Below are 19679 nucleotides of genomic sequence, written 5' to 3'. Positions count from 1 at the left end.
GGGGCGACTGGCCGCGGAATGGCTGAAAAGCGCTCGTGACGGGGTTTATCCGGGATGCGGAGCGCCGGTAGCGGGCGGGGCGACGCCGTCACTCCACCCGGACCGTCCGCGTCGCGGTGACGGGGAGGAGCGGGAGGTCGGGGAAGACGACCTCGACGACGAACTCCAGCTCGTCGGCGTCTGGGGGGCCGAACACGCCGACCGGGACCGTTGCCGTCCCGTCGAGGTACGTCGTCGTCGCGGTCATCTCCACGTCGTTGACCGTGACGCGGATCCCCGCGCGGGCGCTTCCGGAGACGGCCTCGACGGCGACCTCGCACATCTCGTTGTCGCCGACCGCGATGGCCTCGGGGAAGTCCCCCCAGTCGACGTCGACGCGGGGGCAGTCGCGCGCGGCGTCGACGATCCGCTCCGCGACGGAGTCGCTCATGCCGGCGCGTTCGAGGTCCGCCGCGCCGGCGTCGACCACGTCGACCGGGGAGGCGAGGCCGGCGTCCGCGAGGCGCTCGGCGCGCCCGGAGCCGACCCCCTCGATCGCCGTGAGCGCGACCGCCTCGCGGGAGACGCCGTGCTCGACGCGCGCCTCGACGCGACGGGCGAGGTTGGCGGCGCGCGGGCCGGCGAAGCGGTCGAGGAACTCCGCGAGGGCGGCGAGCAGGCGGAGCGCGTTCTGCCGGATCACCCACGCGTCGGACCGGAGGTCCGAGGGGATCGAGTCCGCCATGCCGGCGAGCAGGATGGCGAACACCTTGCGGTGGCCGTCCTCCAGGTCGGTGTCGCGCCCGTCGAGGACCCGGTCGATCGCGTCCGACTCGGCGGACCGCGCCGAGACGGAGTCGAACTCGCCGGCCGACGCGACGGTCTCCAGCACGGAATCGACCGTCAGCGTCTCGCGGTCGGCGAGGCGGCGGAAGCGGCGGGCAGTGTCGAGCCGGAGGTAGTACTTGGAGGCGAGCCGTCCGAGGGCGGTCGGCTCGATCGCGAGGTCGTCGTCGGCCGCGACGAACCCGTCGTCGACGAGCGATTCGAGGTGGTCGCGCACGCGGTCGCGGAGCGTCGGGAAGTCGTACTGCTCCGGTTGCGACTGCGCGCGGACGTAGTAGAAGGTGGTCTCCAGCCACGCAATCACGTCCTCGAGCCCGCGGATCGTCCCCATCGCGATCTCGGCGTTGAGGTGCGACTCGAGGTCGGCGGCGAGCCGCGACTCGATCTCCTTGCCGTCGCGCAACAGTTTGCGGTACCTGTCAGCGTCCCCGCGGTCGCAGACCACCCAGCCGTACCCCACGTCGTCGTACTCCGGCCGGCCGGCGCGCCCGAGCATCTGGAGCACGTCCAGCGGCGAGATGTCGGTCTCACCCTCCAGCGGGTCGTGGTACTTGGTGTCGCGGATCACGACGCAGCGCGCGGGGAGGTTCACCCCCCACGCCAGCGTCGACGTCGAGAAGAGGACCTTGATCTTCCCCTGCTTGAACCACTCCTCGACGCGGTCGCGGTCGTCCTTCCCGAGGCCGGCGTGATGGAAGCCGACGCCGTCCGTGACCGACTGGCGGAGCGTGTCGTTGGTGAGCTCTTTGGCCTCGTTGTGGAAGTCGTAGTCGTCGCGTGAGTCGATCGGGATGTCCCGCTCGGTTATCTCGTCGCGCGCCTTCTTGGCGGCCTGAACCGTGTCCTGCCGAGAGGAGACGAACACCAGCGCCTGCCCGTCCTCGCGGACGTGCGGCTCGGCCAGGTCGAGCGCGCGGTAGAGCCGCCGGTACTTGTCGGCGAAGGCGTTCGAGCCGTGCGAGTACGTCTTCACGCCCGTTTCGAGGTCGACCGGGCGGTACTCGTCGCCGAAGGCGTAGGTCGTCTCCGCGGGCGCGTCCAGCCACTCGGCGACGTCGTCGATGTTCGGCATCGTCGCCGACAGCGCCACGACGCGGGGGTCCTGGAGCCGGCGGAGCCGCGAGACGGTCACCTCCAGCACCGCGCCGCGCTTCTCGGAGTCGAGCAGGTGGACCTCGTCGATGACGACGCAGTCCACGTCGGTGATGAAGGAGTAGCGCGCGGAGTCGTGCTTCCGGGTCGCGCTGTCGGCCTTCTCGGGCGTCGTCACCAGCACGTCGGCGCGCTCGGCGCGGCGCGGGTTGAGGTTCCGCTCGCCGGAGACGACGTAGACGGAGTAGCCCAGCTCCTCGAAGCGCTCCCACTCGCTCTCCTTCTCGTTGGTGAGCGCGCGCAGCGGCGCGACGAAGAGGGCCGTCCCGCCCGCGTCGAGCGTCTTACAGATGGCGAGCTCGGCGAGCGCCGTCTTCCCGGAGGCCGTCGGCGCCGACGCGACCACGTTGTGGTCGGTCTCTAAGATGCCCGGCAGCGCCTCCCGCTGCATCCGGTTGAACTCGTCGAAGCCGAAGGCGTCGGCGAACTCCGGCACCGCGTCCGCGACCTTCACGGCACACCACACCCGTGCACGAGTCGTCGGGATCCGCGGCTGTGTCGCATTCGGATCGAGAGGGGGGCTTCGAGGGCAAAGGCGTTTCTCATGCGCCCGCGGGGAAGCCGAGGCGGTCGAGGGAGACACAGGCGAGGTGATCAGTCCCGCGGCGCCGCGTACCCACACCGTTTAGGTGACCGCGGCCGACCGCCCGGGTATGATTCCAACGTCGCCGCTCGTCGTCGGTATCGCCGTGGCGGTCGCGCTGCTCGCGCTGTTCGTGCTCGCCCGCCGGCTCCGCGGGCCGTCGAGCGAGGCGCGCGAGTCGAAACGCGCCCACGAGGCGGCACAGGAGCGCGAGCCGCCGGTCGAGATCGGCGAGACCTACGAGTTCGGCGTCACCGAGCTCACCGACCACCACTCCGGCGACGAGGTCGCCGTCGGGAAGGTCGAGGGGTTCGTCGTCTTCACCGAGGAGATCCCGAGCGGGCTCGAACCGGGCGACGTGATCCGCGCGAAGGTGCTCTCCTTCAACGAGGGCCGCACCTCCGCCGACGCGACGTTCGTCGAACGCGCGTAGCCGAGGGCGGACCGGCAGAGCGAGACGGCGGCCGAGACCACGTCCGCTCCGAACCGGAGGTTCATACGTGATGCCGACGAAGTGGTGTCGCAATGGCTCAGGCCGGCACCCAGGACCTCACGGAGCGGTTCATCCAGTTCTATCGCAACTACTACCGTGAGGAGATCGGACAGCTCGCCCAGCGGTACCCCAACGAGCAGCGCTCGCTGTACGTCTCCTACGACGACCTCTTCCAGTTCGACCGCGACCTCGCCGAGGACTTCCTGAACAAGCCGGAACAGATGCGCGAGTACGCCGAGGAGGCGCTGCGGCTCTACGACCTCCCCGCCGACGTGAGCCTCGGCCGCGCGCACGTCCGCATCGAGGACCTCCCCGAGAGCGTCGACATCCGCGGCATTCGGGTCCACGACGACCACATCGGCAAACTCGTCTCGATCCAGGGCATCGTCCGCAAGGCCACGGACGTCCGCCCCAAGGTGACCGAGGCCGCCTTCGAGTGCCAGCGCTGCGGCACGATGACGTACATCCCCCAGTCCGACGGTGGCTTCCAGGAGCCTCACGAGTGTCAGGGCTGCGAGCGACAGGGCCCGTTCCGGGTCAACTTCGACCAGTCCGAGTTCGTCGACTCCCAGAAGCTCCGCATCCAGGAGTCGCCCGAGGGCCTCCGCGGCGGCGAGACCCCCCAGTCGCTCGACGTCGACATCATCGACGACATCACCGGCGAGGTGAGCCCCGGCGACCACGTCACCTGCGTCGGCGTCCTCCACATCGAACAGGTCGAGCAGGGCAACGAGAAGTCCGCCATCTTCGACCTGTACATGGACGGCGTCTCCATCGCCATCGAGGACGAGGAGTTCGAGGACATGGACATCACCGACGCCGACAAACGCGACATCATCGAGCTCTCCGAGCGCGACGACATCTACGAGGCGATGGTCGGGTCCATCGCACCCGCCATCTACGGCTACGAGGAGGAGAAGCTCGCGATGATCCTCCAGCTGTTCTCCGGCGTCACGAAGCACCTCCCCGACGGCTCGCGGATCCGCGGCGACCTCCACATGCTCCTGATCGGCGACCCTGGTACCGGGAAGTGTCAAAAATACGACACTGAAGTGACACTTGCTGACGGGACAGAACGGGCCATCGGAGATATAGTAGAGTCAAATCTCGAAGACCCGATAGAAGTCGACGACGGGGTGTACGAACCGGTAAATGTCGACGTTCAAACAGTAACGGAATCGGGAGCCGTCGAGACTGGGACCGCGACAAAAGTCTGGAAACGGGAAGCGCCGGATAGGATGTACAGAATTTCGATGGCATCGGGGCGCGAAGTAGAGGTAACACCGTCGCACCCGTTGTTCAAACAGTTGAACAGAGGGTTGTCCCCCCAACGGGCAGACCAATTAAGCGAGGGTGATCTCATTGCTGTTCCCGGAAACATCGACGCGGATTGGGACGATTCGCTTGACGTTTCGTTCCAGCAGGTCGAAGCCTACAACGCGAATTCGTTCACGCCGCCCACTCGAATCGATCCCACTCTGGCTCGACTCCTCAGTTATATCATCGCTGAGGGTCACACCTATCTCTCAGGATCGAGTGCCGCTACCGAGGTTACGAACGTCGACGACGAGATACTAGCGGACGTGGAGAACTGCTTCCGCGAGTTGGGCGTTCGATGGTCCCGCCTAGAGAAGCGAGATCACGAGACTGCCGAAATCGTCCGCTGTTCCTCGTTGGAGTTCGTCCGGTTCCTCAGAGGAATCGAACCGGCAATCCTCAAAAACACTGAGGATCAACTCGTCCCTGATTGTCTCAAACGGGCGAGTCCCGAGAATAAGAAGGGATTCCTACAGGCGTACGTTGACAGCGAGGGGACGGTCTCAGCCAAAGAACGCGAGATCACAGTTTCTTCGATGAGTAGAGAACTTCTGGCCGGGGTACAGACGTTACTCCTCGCCTTCGGGATCCGGAGCCATCTTCGAGAACGACACAACGATAGCTATCGACTGCGCATCAGTGGACGGGATTTCGTCAAGTACGTCGACGAAATTGGATTCGTTACCAATCGTAAGGCGACGGCCTCGAACGCGTTCGATGACGTTCCAGAGAACACAAACACCGACGTGATTCCCGGACTGAGTGACGACCTCCGGCGGATCCGAGAGGCGCTCGCGTTGTCGCAATTCGATATCGGACTGCCGCGTCCGACGTATCAACACTACGAACGTGGCGACAGAAACCCGAGTAGATCGAGTCTGAGAGCGGTTGTCGACGCGTTCGAAACTCGGCTGAACTGGCTTCGCGAGAGGCGTGGAGAACTGCTGGACGGTAACTGGCAGGCAGTCGAGACGCTGCGGGAGGAACTGAACATCTCTCAGAAGATGCTCTCAGAGGGAATGGACGTCTCTCAAACGGCGATCAGCTACTACGAGCGGAACGACGTTGCTCCCGACGGTGGACAGGTCGCGGACGCAAAGGGCGTGATTTTGGATCGTCTCGATGAGGCCTTATCGGTCGCGCAAGATGTCTCCGAACTCGATCGTCTGTGTGCGAACGACGTTCACTGGGACCGGATCGAGTCGATCGAATCGGTCGATCCAAGCTATGAGTGGGTCTACGATCTTGAGGTCGCAGACACCCACACGTATCTCGGAAACGGCGTCGTCTCGCACAACTCGCAGATGATTTCGTACGTAGAAAACATCGCTCCCCGCTCGGTGTACACCTCCGGGAAGGGGTCGTCTGCGGCGGGCCTCACCGCCGCGGCCGTGAGAGACGACTTCGGCGACGGCCAGCAGTGGTCGCTCGAAGCCGGTGCTCTTGTCCTCGCGGACAAGGGGATCGCGGCGGTCGACGAGCTGGACAAGATGGACTGCGTCACCGGCGACGCGCTGGTTTCTCTCGCCGACGGGCGCGTCGAGCGCATCGGAGAGCTGGCGCGGGAAGCGGCCGAGGACGGCGAGGTCGAGGAGCTCTCGAACGGGCGACGTATCCGCGACGTCGACCTCGACGTCTGGTCGATGAACGAGGACGGAAACCTCGTCGAGCGGTCGGTTTCGGCGGTCCACGAGTACGACGTGCCGTCGGAACTGACCCGAGTGACGACGGAGACGGGCGAGTCGCTGACCGCGACCGCCGACCACCCGTTCTTCGTCCTCGACGACGGCGAGCGCGTCGAGCGCGAGGCGGCCGCGCTGAACGACGGCGACTGGGTGTACGTCCCGCGCGAGATCCCGACGAGGGCGGCGGACGGCGGAGCGGTGGCCGCGAGCGGGGGAGGGGGGCCGGCGACCGAGCCCGGCGACGGCCCGACGGTCGACGCTGACGGGGTCGACCCCGCCACGGCGAGCGTCCTCGGGTACCTCTCCGGCGACGGCAACGTCTACTACGACCGCGACGAGGGCGTCTACGGCGTCCGGTTCACGAACACGGACGACGAACTCCTGAACGACTTCGAGCGCGCGGCGCGGGCGGCGTTCGACGCGGAGCCGGTGCGGCCGCCGAGCGAACGGCGCGACGACGGCGTCGAGACGGTCCGGGTCGCCGGGAAGGAGCACGCCGACGCCGTCCTCGACGCGGGGATGAACCTCGGTCGGTACGACGAGAAGTGCTTCCCGACCGCCGTGACGACGGGGAGCCGCGCGGCGAAGGCCGCGTTCGTCCGCGCGCTGGCCGACAGCGAGGGCCACGTCGACGAGTCGGCGGGCAACGTTCGGATAGCGTCGGCGAGCCGAGACCTCCTCCGCGGCACCAAGAACCTCCTCTTACAGTTCGGCGTGTCGAGCCAGCTCCAGCACCGCGAGCGAGACGGCGGGCGCGACGTGTACTACCTCACGGTGACCGACGCGGACTCGCTCGCGGCGTTCCGGCGGTACGTCGGGTTCACGGCCACGCGGAAGGCCGAAGCCCTCGACCGCGTCGTCGACGCCGCCGACGGCGACCGCACGATTCTCGACGTGGTCCCGGAGGTCGACGACGTGCTGGCGCGGTGTCGCGACTCGCTCCGGCTTCACCAGAGCGAGTGCGGTATCGGCGCCGTCACCTACCACGACTTCGAGACCGGGAGCGCGAACGTCTCGCTCCACCGCGCGGAGCGGATACTCGCGGCGTTCGAGGGGCGGCGCGAACGCGCGGCCGACGACCGCGGCGCGCTCGACGCGACGCCGACGTGGGAGACGCTCTCGGAGCTTCGGAGTCGATACCACGTCTCGCAGTCCGAGTTAGCCGAGGGGACGACGCTGTCCCAGCAGCAGGTCTCCCGCGAGTGGGGGGAGAGCGACGAGGTCCGTCGGACGGTGGCCGCGCGACTCCGAGAGGTACTCACCGATGTCGCGGAGACCGACCTCGGCGACCTCCGCGAGTTCGTCCGCGGCGACGTGAAGTGGCGTCGGGTCGAGTCGGTCGAGACGGTCCCGCCCGGGTCGGTCGAGCACCGCGGCGAGGTGCTCCGGCAGCGTCTCGCCGACGTCGTCGGCGGGCCGGCCGACACGGCGGAAGAACGCGCTCGCGACCTGCTCGACCGCGGTCCGGTCGGCGAGACGCGAGCGGCGCTGTCGGCGGCGCTCGACGCGTACGGGGTCAGTCAGGCGGACGTGGCGTCGGAGCTCGACGTGAGTCAGGCGACCGTGTCGCGGTGGCTGTCCGGTACCGTCGAGACGGACCACCTCGACGACCTGCGCGAGGCCGTCGTTGAGGAGGTCGGCGCCGTGAAGGCGGAACTGCGGTCGATCCTCTCCCGGATCGACGACGGCGAGCGACCGAGGGTGTACGACCTGACCGTCGAGGGGACGCACAACTTCGTCGCGAACGGGCTCGTCGTCCACAACTCCTCGGACCGCTCCGCCATGCACGAGGGCCTCGAACAGCAGAAGATCTCGGTCTCGAAGGCGGGGATCAACGCCACTCTCAAGGCGCGGTGTTCGCTGCTCGGCGCCGCGAACCCCAAGTACGGTCGGTTCGACCAGTACGAGCCGATCGGCGAGCAGATCGACTTAGAGCCCGCGCTCATCTCGCGGTTCGACCTCATCTTCACCGTGACGGACAGCCCGGACCCGGAGCACGACTCCCGGCTGGCCCAGCACATCCTCAAGACCAACTACGCGGGCGAGTTGAACACCCAGCGGGCGGAGGTGCCCTCCTCGGAGTTCACGGCCGAGGAGGTCGACAGCGTCACGGAGGAGGTGGCGCCGGAGATCGACGCGGAGCTGTTACGGAAGTACATCGCCCACGCGAAGCGGAACTGCTACCCGACGATGACCGACGAGGCGAAGGACATCATCGAGGAGTTCTACGTCGACCTCCGGTCGAAGGGCGCCGACGAGGACGCGCCGGTGCCGGTCACCGCGCGAAAGCTGGAGGCGCTGGTGCGCCTCTCGGAGGCGAGCGCGCGGGTCCGCCTGTCGGACACGGTCGAGCGGGAGGACGCCGACCGCGCGACCGACATCGTCGAGTCGTGTCTCAAGGACATCGGCGTCGACCCGGAGACGGGGCAGTTCGACGCCGACGTGGTCGAGACGGGCACCTCGAAGAGCCAGCGCGACCGCATCAAGAACATCAAGGGGCTCATCGCGGACATCGAGGAGGAGTACGAGGAGGGCGCGCCGGTCGACGAGGTGCTCGACCGCGCCGACGAGATCGGGATGGACCCGGGGAAGGCGGAACAGGAGATCGAGAAGCTCCGGACGAAGGGCGAGGTGTACGAGCCCAAGCAGGGCCACCTCCGGACGACGTAGATGGACCGCATCTCAGCGATACGGAACGTCGAGGACGCGCTCCGCGAGTTCGAGGACGGCGAGGCCGACCTCGCGGCCACGGAGCGGCGCGTCGCGGCCGTCCTCCGCACGTACGCAACCGAGTTCGACGGCGACGGCGACGTGTTCCGCGCGGTCGGCGACGAGCCCGTCGACGGCACCGTCGTCGTCGCGCCCTCGGAGCCGGCGGCCCGGGAGCGCGTCCTCGCCGCCAGCGGCGTCGACGGCGAGCGCGACCCGGACGGCGGGGACGGGCCGGCGTTCGACGTCGAGCGCTTCTGAGGACCGGCCTCGAAGGCGGGAGCGTCGGCCGGGAGGGCGGTCGCTGAAGCCGACTGAAACGTTCCGGTCCGGAACGGATAAATTGGAAAATCGACCACCCGCGGGCGTGCTGCTGGTCGTGACGTATTCGGCGGCCGCCCGAACCGGCCTCCGGAACCTGTGTCGCCGCCACGAGGCGGTCGTCGCCCGGCGGTTCGGTCGCGCCGCGCTGCTCGACGAGACGGTGTACGCCGCGTTCCTCGCGCTGCGGCTCCGCGAGTCGCACGGCGGGGACGTCCAGATCGAGCGCACCGAGCCGTTCAACGAGTTCGTCGCCGTCGACGAGCCGGTCCGAGAGGCCGCCGCGGCCTACGCGGACCGGAGCGCGGAGTCGACGCCGTACGCGGCGTTCGCGGCGGGGACGGACCACCCGGACCCGGACGCCATGCGCGGCAGAGAGCTGTGACCGAGACGAGACCGACACCGCGGGGGCCGGACCGGAAAGGGGAGGCCGACGGCAACGAGGACGAGTCGGCCGCGGTCGAGGGACCGTCGGAGCCGAGCGCGGTGCTCCGGCGGCTCCCCACCGACGCGGGACTCCGTCGGCAGCTCGCGGCGGCCGCGCGCTCGCGGGGACGGACCGCGTCGGTCGCGGCGGAGATCGACGAGATCGAGGCGGAGCTCGCGGCGATCGAAGTCGAACCGGTGGACCTGACCGCGGCGCGGCGGCGGGTCGCCGAGACGAGCGGCGAGATAGAGCGCCTGAAAGAGCGGGTGGCGGCGCTGCGCGGCGACGCCCGGGCGCGCCGCGCGGTCGACGCCGAAGCGGACGACGCGCTCGACGACCTGGAGGCGGCGGCGGCGGAGCTGTCGGCCGCGCAGACGGAGGCGATCGCCGCCGAGCAGGCGCTCGAACGCGCGCGGGCGGAGGCGGCCCGGAACCGCGACGAGCGGCGACGGCGCCTGCGGCTCCGCGACCGGCTCCGGAACCGCCGCCGCGCCGCCCGCCGCGAACTCGCCGAGGGGATCTATCCGGCGTTTCGGCGCGCGCTCGCGGTCGTCCCGGGCGGCGATCCCGGGGCCGCCGGCGCGGCCCCCGACGCGTACGACGGCGACCCGGTCGCGGCGTCGCTCGCGGCGGTCAGGGTGGCGGCGCTCGACGGCGCCGTCGAACTGCGAGGGGACGCGGCCCGGAGGATCGCGGCCGCCGACCGAGCGGCGAGGTCGCTGCTCCGGACCCCCGACGTCCGCGCGGCGTCCGACCCCGACGGTTAAATACGATTCCGCGGGAGTCGGCGCATGGAACTCGACTGGTCCGTCGACCGCGAGGGGGAGGCGTCGCTCGTGGGTGTCCGGGTTCGCAACGACGGGGCGGTCCCGCGGCGGGTCCGGATCGAGAGCCGGCTGGACGGTCCCGTCCTGCCGCCGCGTCGCGGCGGTGTCCCCGAACGCGGATGGGACGCGACCGGCGTCACCGCGGTGATCGACCCGGGCGAGCGCGCGGCGTTCGGGTTCGCGGCGGTGGCGGAGCCGGTCGACCCGCCGGTCGAAATCGCGGGGGTCGAGCCCGCGACCGCGGAGCCGAACGGGGATGACGCGGCGACCGGAGGCGACGCGGACCGCGTGCGGGAAGCGGTCCGCGACCTCGACTCCCATCGTCCTCCGCGGCAGGTGGTCGACGGTGCGGGGGCGGTCAACGGTGACGGAAACGTGAGCGACGGCGACGAATCCGGGAGCGCGAGAGCGAGCGACTCGGACGAGGACGAGACCGAGCGGGCGCGAAGCGGGGGCGACCCGGGAACCGACGACGACGCGGACGCGAGCGGGGGGGCCGCCGAGGGCGACGCGGAGCGGTCGGCGACAGCCGAGTCACCGCCGACTGCGACGGCGGCCGACGGGGTCGACGCGTGGTTCGCGGCCGTCGAGGACCGGGTCGAGCGGGCGGAGCGGCTGAGCGGCGCCGACCTCGAAACGGCGACCGCGGTCGTCGAGGAGGCCGGCGGCCTCGACGCGGTCGCGTCTCTCGACGAGCGCGTCGCGGCAGACGCCGAGCGGCTGCGGGCGGTCCGCGACCGCGCCGCGGCGCTGGCCGAGCGGGCGGAAGCGAGCGAGGTGCCGACCGCTGCGCTGGAGGATCTGGCGTGATCCTCGCGGTCGCCGGCGGGAAGGGCGGCGTGGGGAAGACGACGCTGGCGTACAACGTCGCCGCCGCGCTCGGCGGGATCGTCGTCGACGCGGACCTCGGGATGGCCGACCTGCCGGACGGCCGCGGCCCCGACCTCCACGACGTGCTGGGCGGCGCGGCGGACCCTGTCGATGCGGTGCGGCCGGGACCGGTCGACATCGTCCCGTGCGGCCGGACGCTGGCAGGGGCGCGGGCGGCCGACCTGACGCGGTTGGAGGGGGCGGTCGCCGCGGTCGAACGGGAGTTCGGGACCGTCGTCCTCGACTGTCCCGCGGGGCGCCGCGCCGACGCCGGCGTGCCGCTCGCGGTCGCGGACGCCTGCCTCCTCGTCGTCTCGCCCCGGGCGTTCGCGCTGGCCGACGCGATCCGCACCCGAGAGCTCGCCCGCGAACTCGACGCCGGGCTGGTCGGCTGCGCGGTCAACCGCGTGACAGAGCCGCCGCCGGTCGAAGCGATCGGCGACGCGCTCGGCGCGCCGGTCGAGGTGATCCCGGCCGATCCCCGCGTCGGCCGGTCCGTCGCCGGGGAGCGGCCGGTCGTCGGCGCCGCGCCCGACAGCGAGGCCGCGGCGGCGGTCCGGGCGCTCGCTCGCCGCGTTCCGGAGTGACCGGCGGAGGCGGCGACCCGGCGGCACGTCGCGACACCGCGCCTTTTTACTCCGGGCGTCCCGTCGGCGAGAGCGATGATCAGGGTCGCGCTCGTCGTCGGCGTCGCCGTCGTCGCCGCGCTCGCCGTCGCCGTCGGACCGCTGTACGCGGCCGACCGCTTCCGGGACCTCCGGGAGCCGACGGACGCCGAGCGGGCGCAGATCGCGGCGCTCGCGGACCCCGGCGGGCTCGGCGTCGACCGGATCGCGATCGAGTCCGTCGACGAGGAAAACGCGGCGGGCGTCGACGGCGCCTCGGCGGCCGCCGGCCCCGCGGAGGTGTCGGTCCGGGGACCGCCCGGCCGACGGGTGTTGTTCCTCACGGAGGACGTGCTGACCGACCTCGACGAGGACGCCGCGATCGGCCTGTTCGCGGCGGAGGCGGGGCGGGTCGCGACGTACTACGCCGAGTTCCGCGCGGTCGCGGTCGGGGCGGTGCTGGCGGCGCTTTCGGCCGTCGTCACGGCGCTCGTCCCGTTCGAGTCCGGCTTCGCCGCCCTCGTCGCCGTCGGGCTCGTCTCCTTCTGGGCCGGACGGCGCGTCCAGTACGCGGCGGACGGCCGCGCCGCGGACGCCGTCGGCGCCGCCCGCGTCGCGGACGCGTTCGAGCGGGTCGCGGCGCGCCGCGGCGCCGAGCCTGAGACCGGCGACTGGTCGACGTGGTTCGAGGTCCAGCCGCCGCTCGGGGACCGGATCGCGCGGCTCCGCGAACGGGCGGCGGAAGGTGAGTAACGGCGGCGTTCGGAACCGATTCCCGAGTTAGTTCCGCGCCCGGCGAGCGACCGCGGAGTCGGGGCCGACGCGGACGTCGTAGCCCGCGACCGTGAGCGAGACGTCGACGTCCGCGCCGGAGCGACCGGCGACGAGCGCGTTCAGCGCGTCGGGATCGACGTGGTCGTACAGCACGACGCCCTCCTCGGGGAGTTCGGTCGGGTCGACGCCGGCGAGTTCGGCGATCGCCTCGACGACGGCGAGGCTCGGCGCGGGGCCGTCGCCGCCGTGACTGACGCGCGCCGTCTCCGGGACCGGTCCGGAATCGCTCGATTCGGCCGTTACGCTGCTCATACCCACTCTACTCGCATATACTATATAACTCAGTCGTTCAACTTATCAGAAATGATTATCGAAGGTCGCGGTCCGGTCCCGGAACCGTTACCAACCAGCCGCCCGCGTGTAGGGATAACTCGAATGCGACTCCCGGAACGACAGCTCGCGGTCCTCGAGGCCGCGAGCGCGACGGACGAACGAACGGTGGCGGAGATAGCCGACGGGACAGACCTCAGGCCGGAGACGGTCGCCGGCGCCGCCTTCGACCTGGCCGACGAGGGGCTCGTGGAGGTCGGCTCGGCGACCGACGAGACGCTCGATCTCACCGACGAGGGGCGGCGCTACGTCAAGGCGGGGCTGCCGGAGACGCGGCTCTACCGGGCCGGGCTCGACGCGGGCGCCGACGCCGAGCCGGCCGCGATGGGCGCGGTCATCGGCGAGGCGGACCTGGACGGTCCCGAGGTCGACATCGCGCTCGCGAACTTCGCGCGGAAGGGCCTCGGGAGCGTCGACGGCGGCGAGCTCTCGGTCGACCCGGACGCCGACCCGGACGCCGACCCCGAGGCGGCGGCGCTCGCGGCGCTCGCGGACGCCGGCGGCGAGGGGCTCGACGCGGACGCCCTCGGCGTCGACGGCGCCGTGATCGAGCAGCTCGACTCGCGCGGGCTCGTGGCGGTCGGCGAGTCGGTCACCCGGACGGTGACGCTGACCGACGACGGCGTCGACGCGCTGATGACCGGCGTGGAGGCGACCGAGACGGTCGGCGCGCTCACGCCCGAGCTCCTCGCGAGCGGCGACTGGCGCGACGCCGAGTTCGCCGAGTACAACGTCGAGGCCGAGGCGGAGACGGCCCGCGGCGGCCGCAAACACGTCCTCCGCCGGACCGCCGACCGCGTGAAGGACGTGCTGGTCGGCATGGGGTTCCAGGAGATGGAGGGCCCCCACGCCGACGCCGACTTCTGGATCAACGACTGCCTGTTCATGCCCCAGGACCACCCGGCGCGGACCCACTGGGACCGGTTCGCGCTCGACGTGGACCCGATGGACTCGATCCCGGACGAGCTGATGGCCCGGGTCGAGGCCGCCCACCGCGACGGGTGGGGGCTCGACGGCGACGGCTACCACTCGCCGTGGTCGGCCGACTTCGCCCGCGAGGTGGCGCTCCGCGGCCACACCACGTCGCTGTCGATGCGCTACCTCTCCGGGGTCGCGGGCGCCGAGCTGGAGCCCCCCCAGCGCTACTTCTCCGTCGAGAAGGTGTACCGCAACGACACGCTCGACCCGACGCACCTCCTGGAGTTCTTCCAGATCGAGGGGTGGGTGATGGCCGAGGACCTCTCGGTGCGCGACCTGATGGGCACCTTCGAGGAGTTCTACCGGCAGTTCGGCATCACCGACATCCGGTTCAAGCCGCACTACAACCCCTACACCGAGCCCTCCTTCGAGCTGTTCGGCGAGCACCCGGAGACGGGCGAGGAGATCGAGATCGGGAACTCCGGCGTCTTCCGCGAGGAGGTCACCGGCCCGCTCGGCGTCGACTGCGACGTGATGGCGTGGGGGCTCGCCCTCGAACGCCTCGCGATGTTAACCACCGGCGCGGAGGACATCCGCGACCTCCACGGCACCCTCGCCGACATCGACTTCCTGCGGAACGCGGAGGTGAGCTACTGATGCCCGTCGTCGACGTCGACCCCGACGAGCTGCGCGAGCTCACCGGCCACGACGAGAAGGGCGACGCGGAGCTGAAAGACGACCTGTTCGGGCTCGGCTTAGAGTTCGAGGGCGAGACCGACGACGGCATGTTCCAGTTCGAGTTCGCGCCCGACCGCCTCGACCGGCTCTCCGTCGAGGGGGTCGCGCGCTCGCTGCGCTACCACTACGGCGACGCGCGCGGCGTCTACGTGCCGAGCGCGAACGACCCCGAGTGGACCATCGAGGTCGACGAGTCGGTGCCCGACGAGCGGCCGTTCGTCACCGGCGCCGTGGTCCGCGGCGTCGACCTCGACGAGGCGGCGCTGGAGTCGCTGATCCAGCTCCAGGAGAAGCTCCACGCGACGATGGGGCGCGGCCGCGCGAAGGGCGCCATCGGGATCCACGACCTCGCGATGGTGAAGGGCGCGCCGCTCCAGGAGGGCGCGGAGCCGTCGATCACCTACCGCGGCGTCGACCCCGAGGGCGACGCGTTCGTCCCGCTCGACGCGAACGACGAGCTGACGCCCGCCGAGGTCCTGGCGGAGCACGACACGGGGACGACCTACGCGGACCTCGTCGAGGGCCTCGACCGCTACCCGGCGATCTACGACGAGCTCGGTCTCTTCTCGTTCCCGCCCGTCATCAACGGGAAGCGGACCGAGGTGACGACCGGCTCGCGCGAGCTGTTCGTCGAGCTCACCGGCACCGACCAGTGGACGATCGACCGGATGTGCAACATCATCTGTTACGCGCTGTCGGCTCGCGGCGCGACGATCGAGGAGGTCGAGGTGAACTACGCCGACGGCGCGACGCACCCGAGCGAGTACGGGGCCGAGCTGGTCCGCCCGAACCTCGACACCGACGAGAAGAGCGTCTCGCACGACCGGATCGAGACGCTGCTCGGCGTCGACTTCGAGCCCGAGGAGGTCGTCGACTGCTTCGAGCGCGCCGGCCTCGACGCATCCTACACGCTCGGCGACGACGTCCGGTACGACGTGGAGATCCCGCCGTACCGCGTCGACGTGCTCCACCCGCTCGACCTCGTCGACGACGTGGGGCGGGCGTACGGCTTCGACGAGCTGGAGCCGCGCTACCCCGACGTCGGCACCGTCGGCGGGCGCCACGAGCGCTCCCGGCTGGAGGACGCGGTCCGGACGAGCCTCGTGGGGCTCGGCTTCGAGGACCTGCTGAACTTCCACATGACGAGCGGGACCGAGAACTACGACCGGATGCGGATCGAGCCGGGCGCCGGCGGCGCCGCGGTCGACGGGGACGGCGTCTTCGGCGGCGGCGAGCCGGTCGAGATCACGGAGCCGTACAGCGAGGAGTACACCCAGCTCCGCACCTGGGCGCTCCCGTCGCTCGTGATGCTCTTAGAGCGGAACACCCACAACGCCTACCCGCAGGACGTCGCCGAGGTCGGCTTCGTCGCCGAGCGCGACGAAGACGCGGACACGAACGTCGCCGAGTCGCGCCGCGTCGCGGGCGCGGTCGCCCGCCGCGACGCCTCCTACGAGGCCGCGAAGGGACGGCTCCAGGCGCTCTGTGACGACTTCGACGCCGACTTGGCGACCCCGCGGACCGAACACCCCTCGTTCATCGAGGGGCGCGCCGCCGCCGTCGCGATCGACGGCGAGCGCGTCGGCGTCATCGGCGAGCTCCACCCCGCGGTGCTCGTCGAGCACGACCTGGAGGTCCCGGTCGCGGCCTTCGAGTTCGACCTCGACGCGCTGCGCTGAGCGGCCGGGAGGCTCGATCGGAGGACGACGGAACTTCCGGTTCGGCGGTTCCGTCACGAATTATCACGAGTCCGATCCGGAGCAGAAGACATATATTCGTCTTGCCGTACTCGCCGGGCATGAACTGCGACAGATGCGGCGTCGACGCCTCGCTCGCGCACCGGGACGTCGACGGCTTCGCGTACTACCTGTGTGACGCCTGTATCAACGGGTGGGACGCGGTCCGCGGTTCGTCGCCCGAGGCCGGCGACGAGACGCGCTCGACCGCGCAGTAGCGCGCGTCGCCCGCGACGGCGACGCCGAAGCCGGAGCGTCGGCGCGCGGAGCGGCCGCTCCCGGCGCGCCGGAGAGCGGAGCGGTCACTCGCGGGCCGCCGCGACGGCTTCGACCACCGCGCGCGCGTTCGCCCGGACCGCGTCGAAGTCGCCGGCGGCGATCGCCTCGCCGTCGGCGATCGAACTGCCGACGCCGACCGCGGCCGCGCCCGCGTCGATGTACTCGCCGGCGTCGTCCGCGCCGACGCCGCCGGTCGGCACGAGCGGGATCTGACCGAGCGGGCCGCCGATCGCCGCGACGTGGTCCGGGCCGCCGGTCGCCGCGGGGAACACCTTCACGAGGTCGGCGCCCGCCTCGAAGGCGTCGAGCGCCTCGGTCGGCGTGTACGCCCCGACCGCGATCGGCGTCCCGTAGCGGTTCGCGGTGCGGATCGCGCCGCGGTTCACCGTCGGCGTCACGAGGAACTCGGCGCCGGCGAACTGCGCCGCGCGCGCGGTCTCCGCGTCGAGGACGGTGCCGGCGCCGACGACCGCGTCGTCGACGCGGTCGGCGATCGCCGCGATCGACGCCGTCGCGTCCGGCGTGTCCGTCGTCACCTCCAGCGCCGTCACGCCGGCGTCGACGACCGCGTCCGCGACCCGCACGGCGTCGTCGCGCTCGACGCCGCGGAGGATCGCGATCACGCCGCCGTCCGTGATCCGGCCGAGTCGGTCGGTTCGCATGCGTGGTACCTGCCCGCGGGGGGGCTTAAATCGGCCGTGTGGGGATCGGGCGCGGACGACCGCACCCGCCCGCTATTTAACCGGCGGACGGGCAAGTACGACCGAGGCGACGGACCGGTCCGCGTCGGACGGCGACGGCGACGGACGACGCCCGAGTCCCGCGGCCGTCGGACCGGTCCGGAGACCCCAACACACCATGCACATCACCGACTACGAGCTGTTCGAAGTGCCGCCCCGCTGGCTGTTCCTGAAGCTCACGACGAGCGACGGGACCGTCGGCTGGGGGGAACCGATCGTGGAGGGGCGGTCCCACACGGTCGTCGCGGCCGTCGAGGAGCTGCTCGACGACTACCTGCTCGGCGAGGACCCGGCGCGGATCGAGGACCACTGGCAGGCGATGTACCGCGGCGGCTTCTACCGCGGCGGGCCGGTCCTGATGAGCGCCATCGCTGGCGTCGACCAGGCGCTGTGGGACATCAAGGGGAAGGGGATCGGGGCGCCCGTCCACGAGCTGCTCGGCGGTCGCGCGCGCGACCGGGTCCGCGTCTACCAGTGGATCGGCGGCGACCGGCCGGCGGACGTGGGCGAGGCCGCCCGCGAGAAGGTCGACGCCGGCTTCTCCGCGCTGAAGATGAACGCCACCCCGGAGCTGGAGTCGATCGACTCGCCGGCCGCGGTCGACGCCGCGGCCGACCGGATCGCGGCCGTCCGGGAGGCGGTGGGCGACGAGGTCGACGTCGGCGTCGACTTCCACGGCCGGGTGGCGAAGCCGATGGCCCGCCGGCTCGCGGCCGCGCTGGAGCCGTACGACCCGATGTTCATCGAGGAGCCGGTGCTGCCCGAGAACAACGACGCGCTGCCGGCGATCCGGGCGTCGACGACGATCCCGATCGCGACCGGCGAGCGGATGTACTCGCGGTGGGACTTCAAGGAAGTGTTGGAGGCGGACGCGGTGGACCTGATCCAGCCGGACGTCTCCCACGCCGGGGGGATCACCGAGCTGAAGAAGATCGCCTCGATGGCCGAGGCGTACGACGTGTCGGTCGCGCCGCACTGCCCGCTCGGCCCGATCGCGCTCGCGTCCTGCATCCAGGTCGACGCCTGCACGCCGAACGCGCTCATCCAGGAGCAGTCGCTCGACATCCACTACAACGAGACGAGCGACGTTTTGGACTACCTCGCCGACCCCTCGGTGTTCGAGTACCGCGACGGGTTCGTGGAGGTCCCCGACGGCGACGGGCTCGGGATCGAGGTCGACGAGGCGCACGTGCGCGAGCAGGCCGAGGAGGCGGTCGACTGGCACAACCCCGTCTGGCGCCACGACGACGGGTCGGTCGCGGAGTGGTGATCCCGATGGCGATCGACCCGCGGCGACGGGGGGAGAGCCGATGACCCGTCGACCGGAGTCGCCGACCGAGGGCGCGGTCCCGGGCCGGTTCGCCGGCGAGACCGCGGTCGTGACGGGGTCGACTCGGGGCATCGGCGCCGGCGTCGCGGAGCGGCTGGCCGCCGAGGGGGCGAACGTCGTGGTCAGCGGGCGCTCGGAGGCGGCCGGCGAGGCCGTCGTCGAGCGGATCGCGGCGGGAGGCGAGCGAGGAGACGCGACGTTCGTCCGCGCCGACATGCGCGACCCGGACGACGTGGCCGCGCTGGCGGAGGCGGCCGCCGAGCGCTACGGCTCGGTCGACGTGCTCGTGAACAACGCCGGGGTCCAGACGGAGACGGCCGCCGACGAGGCGACGCTCGACGACTGGGCGTTCGTCGTCGAGACTGACTTCCGGGCGTACTGGCTGGCGGCGCGGGCCGCCCTCGAACACATGGACCGCGGCGCGATCGTGAACGTCTCGTCGAACCACGCGTACGCGACGATGCCGGCACACTTCCCGTACAACGCGGTCAAGGCGGGCATCAACGGCATGACGCGGTCGCTCGCGGTCGACTTCGGCCCCCAGGTTAGGGTGAACACGGTCGTCCCCGGCTGGGTGGAGGTCGAGCGGACGCGCGAGGAGCTCCCCGAGGGGCGGCTGGAGGAGGTCGAGGCGATCCACCCGGCCGGGCGGATCGGGACGCCGGCCGACGTCGCCGGCGCCGTCTCCTTCCTCGCGAGCGATGACGCCGCCTTCGTCACTGGGGCGGCGCTGCTCGTCGACGGCGGCCGCGGCGCGGTGATGCAGGACGACACCCTCCCGGACTACCGGGCGCGAGAGGACGCGGAGTAGGCGTGGACTGCGCGGTTGAGACTGGGAGGCTGGGCACCGCGAGGGCTCCCGTCACACTCACTGTTCGTATATGATTGTGCCCCGCCCGGCACTCAGAAGTGACTCGCGAATCTCTAACGGGAGAATTAGTAAGTCCCGAAAATTAATAC

16 protein-coding genes are annotated in these 19679 nt (G+C 70.9%); 13 read left to right on the top strand and 3 right to left on the bottom strand.

Annotated elements, in window-relative coordinates; all coding sequences use genetic code 11:
- Positions 1-88: 88 nt before the first annotated feature.
- Complete coding sequence (locus tag AMR74_RS02050; protein ID WP_053770398.1) at positions 89-2431, bottom strand: DEAD/DEAH box helicase; 2343 nt, start codon at positions 2429-2431, stop codon at positions 89-91.
- A 199-nt stretch (positions 2432-2630) separates the two neighbouring features.
- On the opposite strand from AMR74_RS02050, the gene AMR74_RS02045 reads away from it, so the two are divergent.
- From AMR74_RS02045 to AMR74_RS02010, 8 genes are all read left to right on the top strand, one after another.
- Positions 2631-2993 (top strand): TRAM domain-containing protein, encoded by a 363-nt coding sequence (locus AMR74_RS02045; RefSeq protein WP_053770397.1) that lies wholly within the window; start codon positions 2631-2633, stop codon positions 2991-2993.
- A gap of 92 nt (positions 2994-3085) precedes the next feature.
- Entirely contained in the window at positions 3086-8725 is a 5640-nt protein-coding gene (locus AMR74_RS02040) for an LAGLIDADG family homing endonuclease (protein ID WP_053770396.1), read from the top strand.
- Positions 8726-9025 (top strand): DUF7854 family protein, encoded by a 300-nt coding sequence (locus tag AMR74_RS02035; RefSeq protein ID WP_053770395.1) that lies wholly within the window; start codon positions 8726-8728, stop codon positions 9023-9025.
- 106 nt (positions 9026-9131) lie between these two features.
- Complete coding sequence (locus AMR74_RS02030; RefSeq protein WP_053770394.1) at positions 9132-9470, top strand: DUF7855 family protein; 339 nt, start codon at positions 9132-9134, stop codon at positions 9468-9470.
- Entirely contained in the window at positions 9467-10279 is an 813-nt protein-coding gene (locus AMR74_RS02025; RefSeq protein WP_053770393.1) for a DUF7856 family protein, read from the top strand. The genes AMR74_RS02030 and AMR74_RS02025 overlap by 4 nt, the downstream gene beginning before the upstream one ends.
- Before the next feature lie 24 nt (positions 10280-10303).
- Entirely contained in the window at positions 10304-11149 is an 846-nt protein-coding gene (locus tag AMR74_RS02020) for a DUF7857 domain-containing protein (RefSeq protein ID WP_053770392.1), read from the top strand.
- Positions 11146-11796, top strand: coding sequence for a nucleotide-binding protein (locus AMR74_RS02015; protein ID WP_053770391.1), 651 nt, complete (start codon positions 11146-11148; stop codon positions 11794-11796). Before AMR74_RS02020 ends, AMR74_RS02015 begins: the two co-directional genes overlap by 4 nt.
- 75 nt (positions 11797-11871) lie before the next feature.
- The gene (locus tag AMR74_RS02010) at positions 11872-12567 is read left to right on the top strand and encodes a peptidase (RefSeq protein ID WP_053770390.1); all 696 of its coding nucleotides are present in this window, start codon (positions 11872-11874) and stop codon (positions 12565-12567) included.
- A gap of 27 nt (positions 12568-12594) precedes the next feature.
- On the opposite strand, the gene AMR74_RS02005 is transcribed toward AMR74_RS02010, so the two are convergent.
- Entirely contained in the window at positions 12595-12900 is a 306-nt protein-coding gene (locus tag AMR74_RS02005; protein ID WP_053770389.1) for a HalOD1 output domain-containing protein, read from the bottom strand.
- 123 nt (positions 12901-13023) lie between these two features.
- Between AMR74_RS02005 and pheS the strand changes: the two genes are divergently transcribed.
- The 3 genes from pheS (at position 13024) to AMR74_RS18955 (ending at position 16588) form a co-directional block, all read left to right on the top strand.
- On the top strand, positions 13024-14553 hold the full coding sequence (gene pheS / locus AMR74_RS02000; protein ID WP_053770388.1) for a phenylalanine--tRNA ligase subunit alpha: 1530 nt from the start codon (positions 13024-13026) through the stop codon (positions 14551-14553).
- On the top strand, positions 14553-16313 hold the full coding sequence (pheT, locus tag AMR74_RS01995) for a phenylalanine--tRNA ligase subunit beta (RefSeq protein ID WP_053770387.1): 1761 nt from the start codon (positions 14553-14555) through the stop codon (positions 16311-16313). Before pheS ends, pheT begins: the two co-directional genes overlap by 1 nt.
- A 119-nt stretch (positions 16314-16432) precedes the next feature.
- A complete protein-coding gene (locus AMR74_RS18955) occupies positions 16433-16588 on the top strand; it encodes a hypothetical protein (protein WP_158293540.1) in 156 nt (51 codons plus the stop codon).
- A gap of 84 nt (positions 16589-16672) precedes the next feature.
- Here the strand turns inward: AMR74_RS18955 and AMR74_RS01990 are convergent, their stop codons facing one another.
- Positions 16673-17311, bottom strand: a complete 639-nt coding sequence (locus tag AMR74_RS01990) for a bifunctional 4-hydroxy-2-oxoglutarate aldolase/2-dehydro-3-deoxy-phosphogluconate aldolase (RefSeq protein WP_053770386.1) — start codon at positions 17309-17311, stop codon at positions 16673-16675.
- Between the two features lie 196 nt (positions 17312-17507).
- Between AMR74_RS01990 and dgoD the strand changes: the two genes are divergently transcribed.
- Positions 17508-18659, top strand: coding sequence for a galactonate dehydratase (dgoD, locus tag AMR74_RS01985; RefSeq protein ID WP_053770385.1), 1152 nt, complete (start codon positions 17508-17510; stop codon positions 18657-18659).
- 40 nt (positions 18660-18699) lie between these two features.
- Entirely contained in the window at positions 18700-19530 is an 831-nt protein-coding gene (locus tag AMR74_RS01980; protein ID WP_053770384.1) for an SDR family NAD(P)-dependent oxidoreductase, read from the top strand.
- The last annotated feature ends 149 nt before the right edge of the window (positions 19531-19679 follow it).

The organism is Halorubrum tropicale (assembly GCF_001280455.1).
In the GTDB taxonomy this organism is placed as follows: domain Archaea; phylum Halobacteriota; class Halobacteria; order Halobacteriales; family Haloferacaceae; genus Halorubrum; species Halorubrum tropicale.
The sequence above is the reverse complement of the archived record's forward strand: the minus strand, read 5'-3'. Positions and strand labels throughout refer to the sequence as shown.

Excerpts from the sequence above, each read along its gene's own strand:
- AMR74_RS02005 (WP_053770389.1), bottom strand. The coding sequence starts at position 12,900 with ATGAGCAGCGTAACGGCCGAATCGAGCGATTCCGGACCGGTCCCGGAG.
- AMR74_RS02040 (WP_053770396.1), top strand. The coding sequence starts at position 3,086 with ATGGCTCAGGCCGGCACCCAGGACCTCACGGAGCGGTTCATCCAGTTC.
- AMR74_RS18955 (WP_158293540.1), top strand. The coding sequence starts at position 16,433 with ATGAACTGCGACAGATGCGGCGTCGACGCCTCGCTCGCGCACCGGGAC.
- AMR74_RS02045 (WP_053770397.1), top strand. The coding sequence starts at position 2,631 with ATGATTCCAACGTCGCCGCTCGTCGTCGGTATCGCCGTGGCGGTCGCG.
- AMR74_RS02020 (WP_053770392.1), top strand. The coding sequence starts at position 10,304 with ATGGAACTCGACTGGTCCGTCGACCGCGAGGGGGAGGCGTCGCTCGTG.
- pheT (WP_053770387.1), top strand. The coding sequence starts at position 14,553 with ATGCCCGTCGTCGACGTCGACCCCGACGAGCTGCGCGAGCTCACCGGC.
- AMR74_RS02035 (WP_053770395.1), top strand. The coding sequence starts at position 8,726 with ATGGACCGCATCTCAGCGATACGGAACGTCGAGGACGCGCTCCGCGAG.
- AMR74_RS01990 (WP_053770386.1), bottom strand. The coding sequence starts at position 17,311 with ATGCGAACCGACCGACTCGGCCGGATCACGGACGGCGGCGTGATCGCG.
- AMR74_RS01980 (WP_053770384.1), top strand. The coding sequence starts at position 18,700 with ATGACCCGTCGACCGGAGTCGCCGACCGAGGGCGCGGTCCCGGGCCGG.
- AMR74_RS02010 (WP_053770390.1), top strand. The coding sequence starts at position 11,872 with ATGATCAGGGTCGCGCTCGTCGTCGGCGTCGCCGTCGTCGCCGCGCTC.
- dgoD (WP_053770385.1), top strand. The coding sequence starts at position 17,508 with ATGCACATCACCGACTACGAGCTGTTCGAAGTGCCGCCCCGCTGGCTG.
- pheS (WP_053770388.1), top strand. The coding sequence starts at position 13,024 with ATGCGACTCCCGGAACGACAGCTCGCGGTCCTCGAGGCCGCGAGCGCG.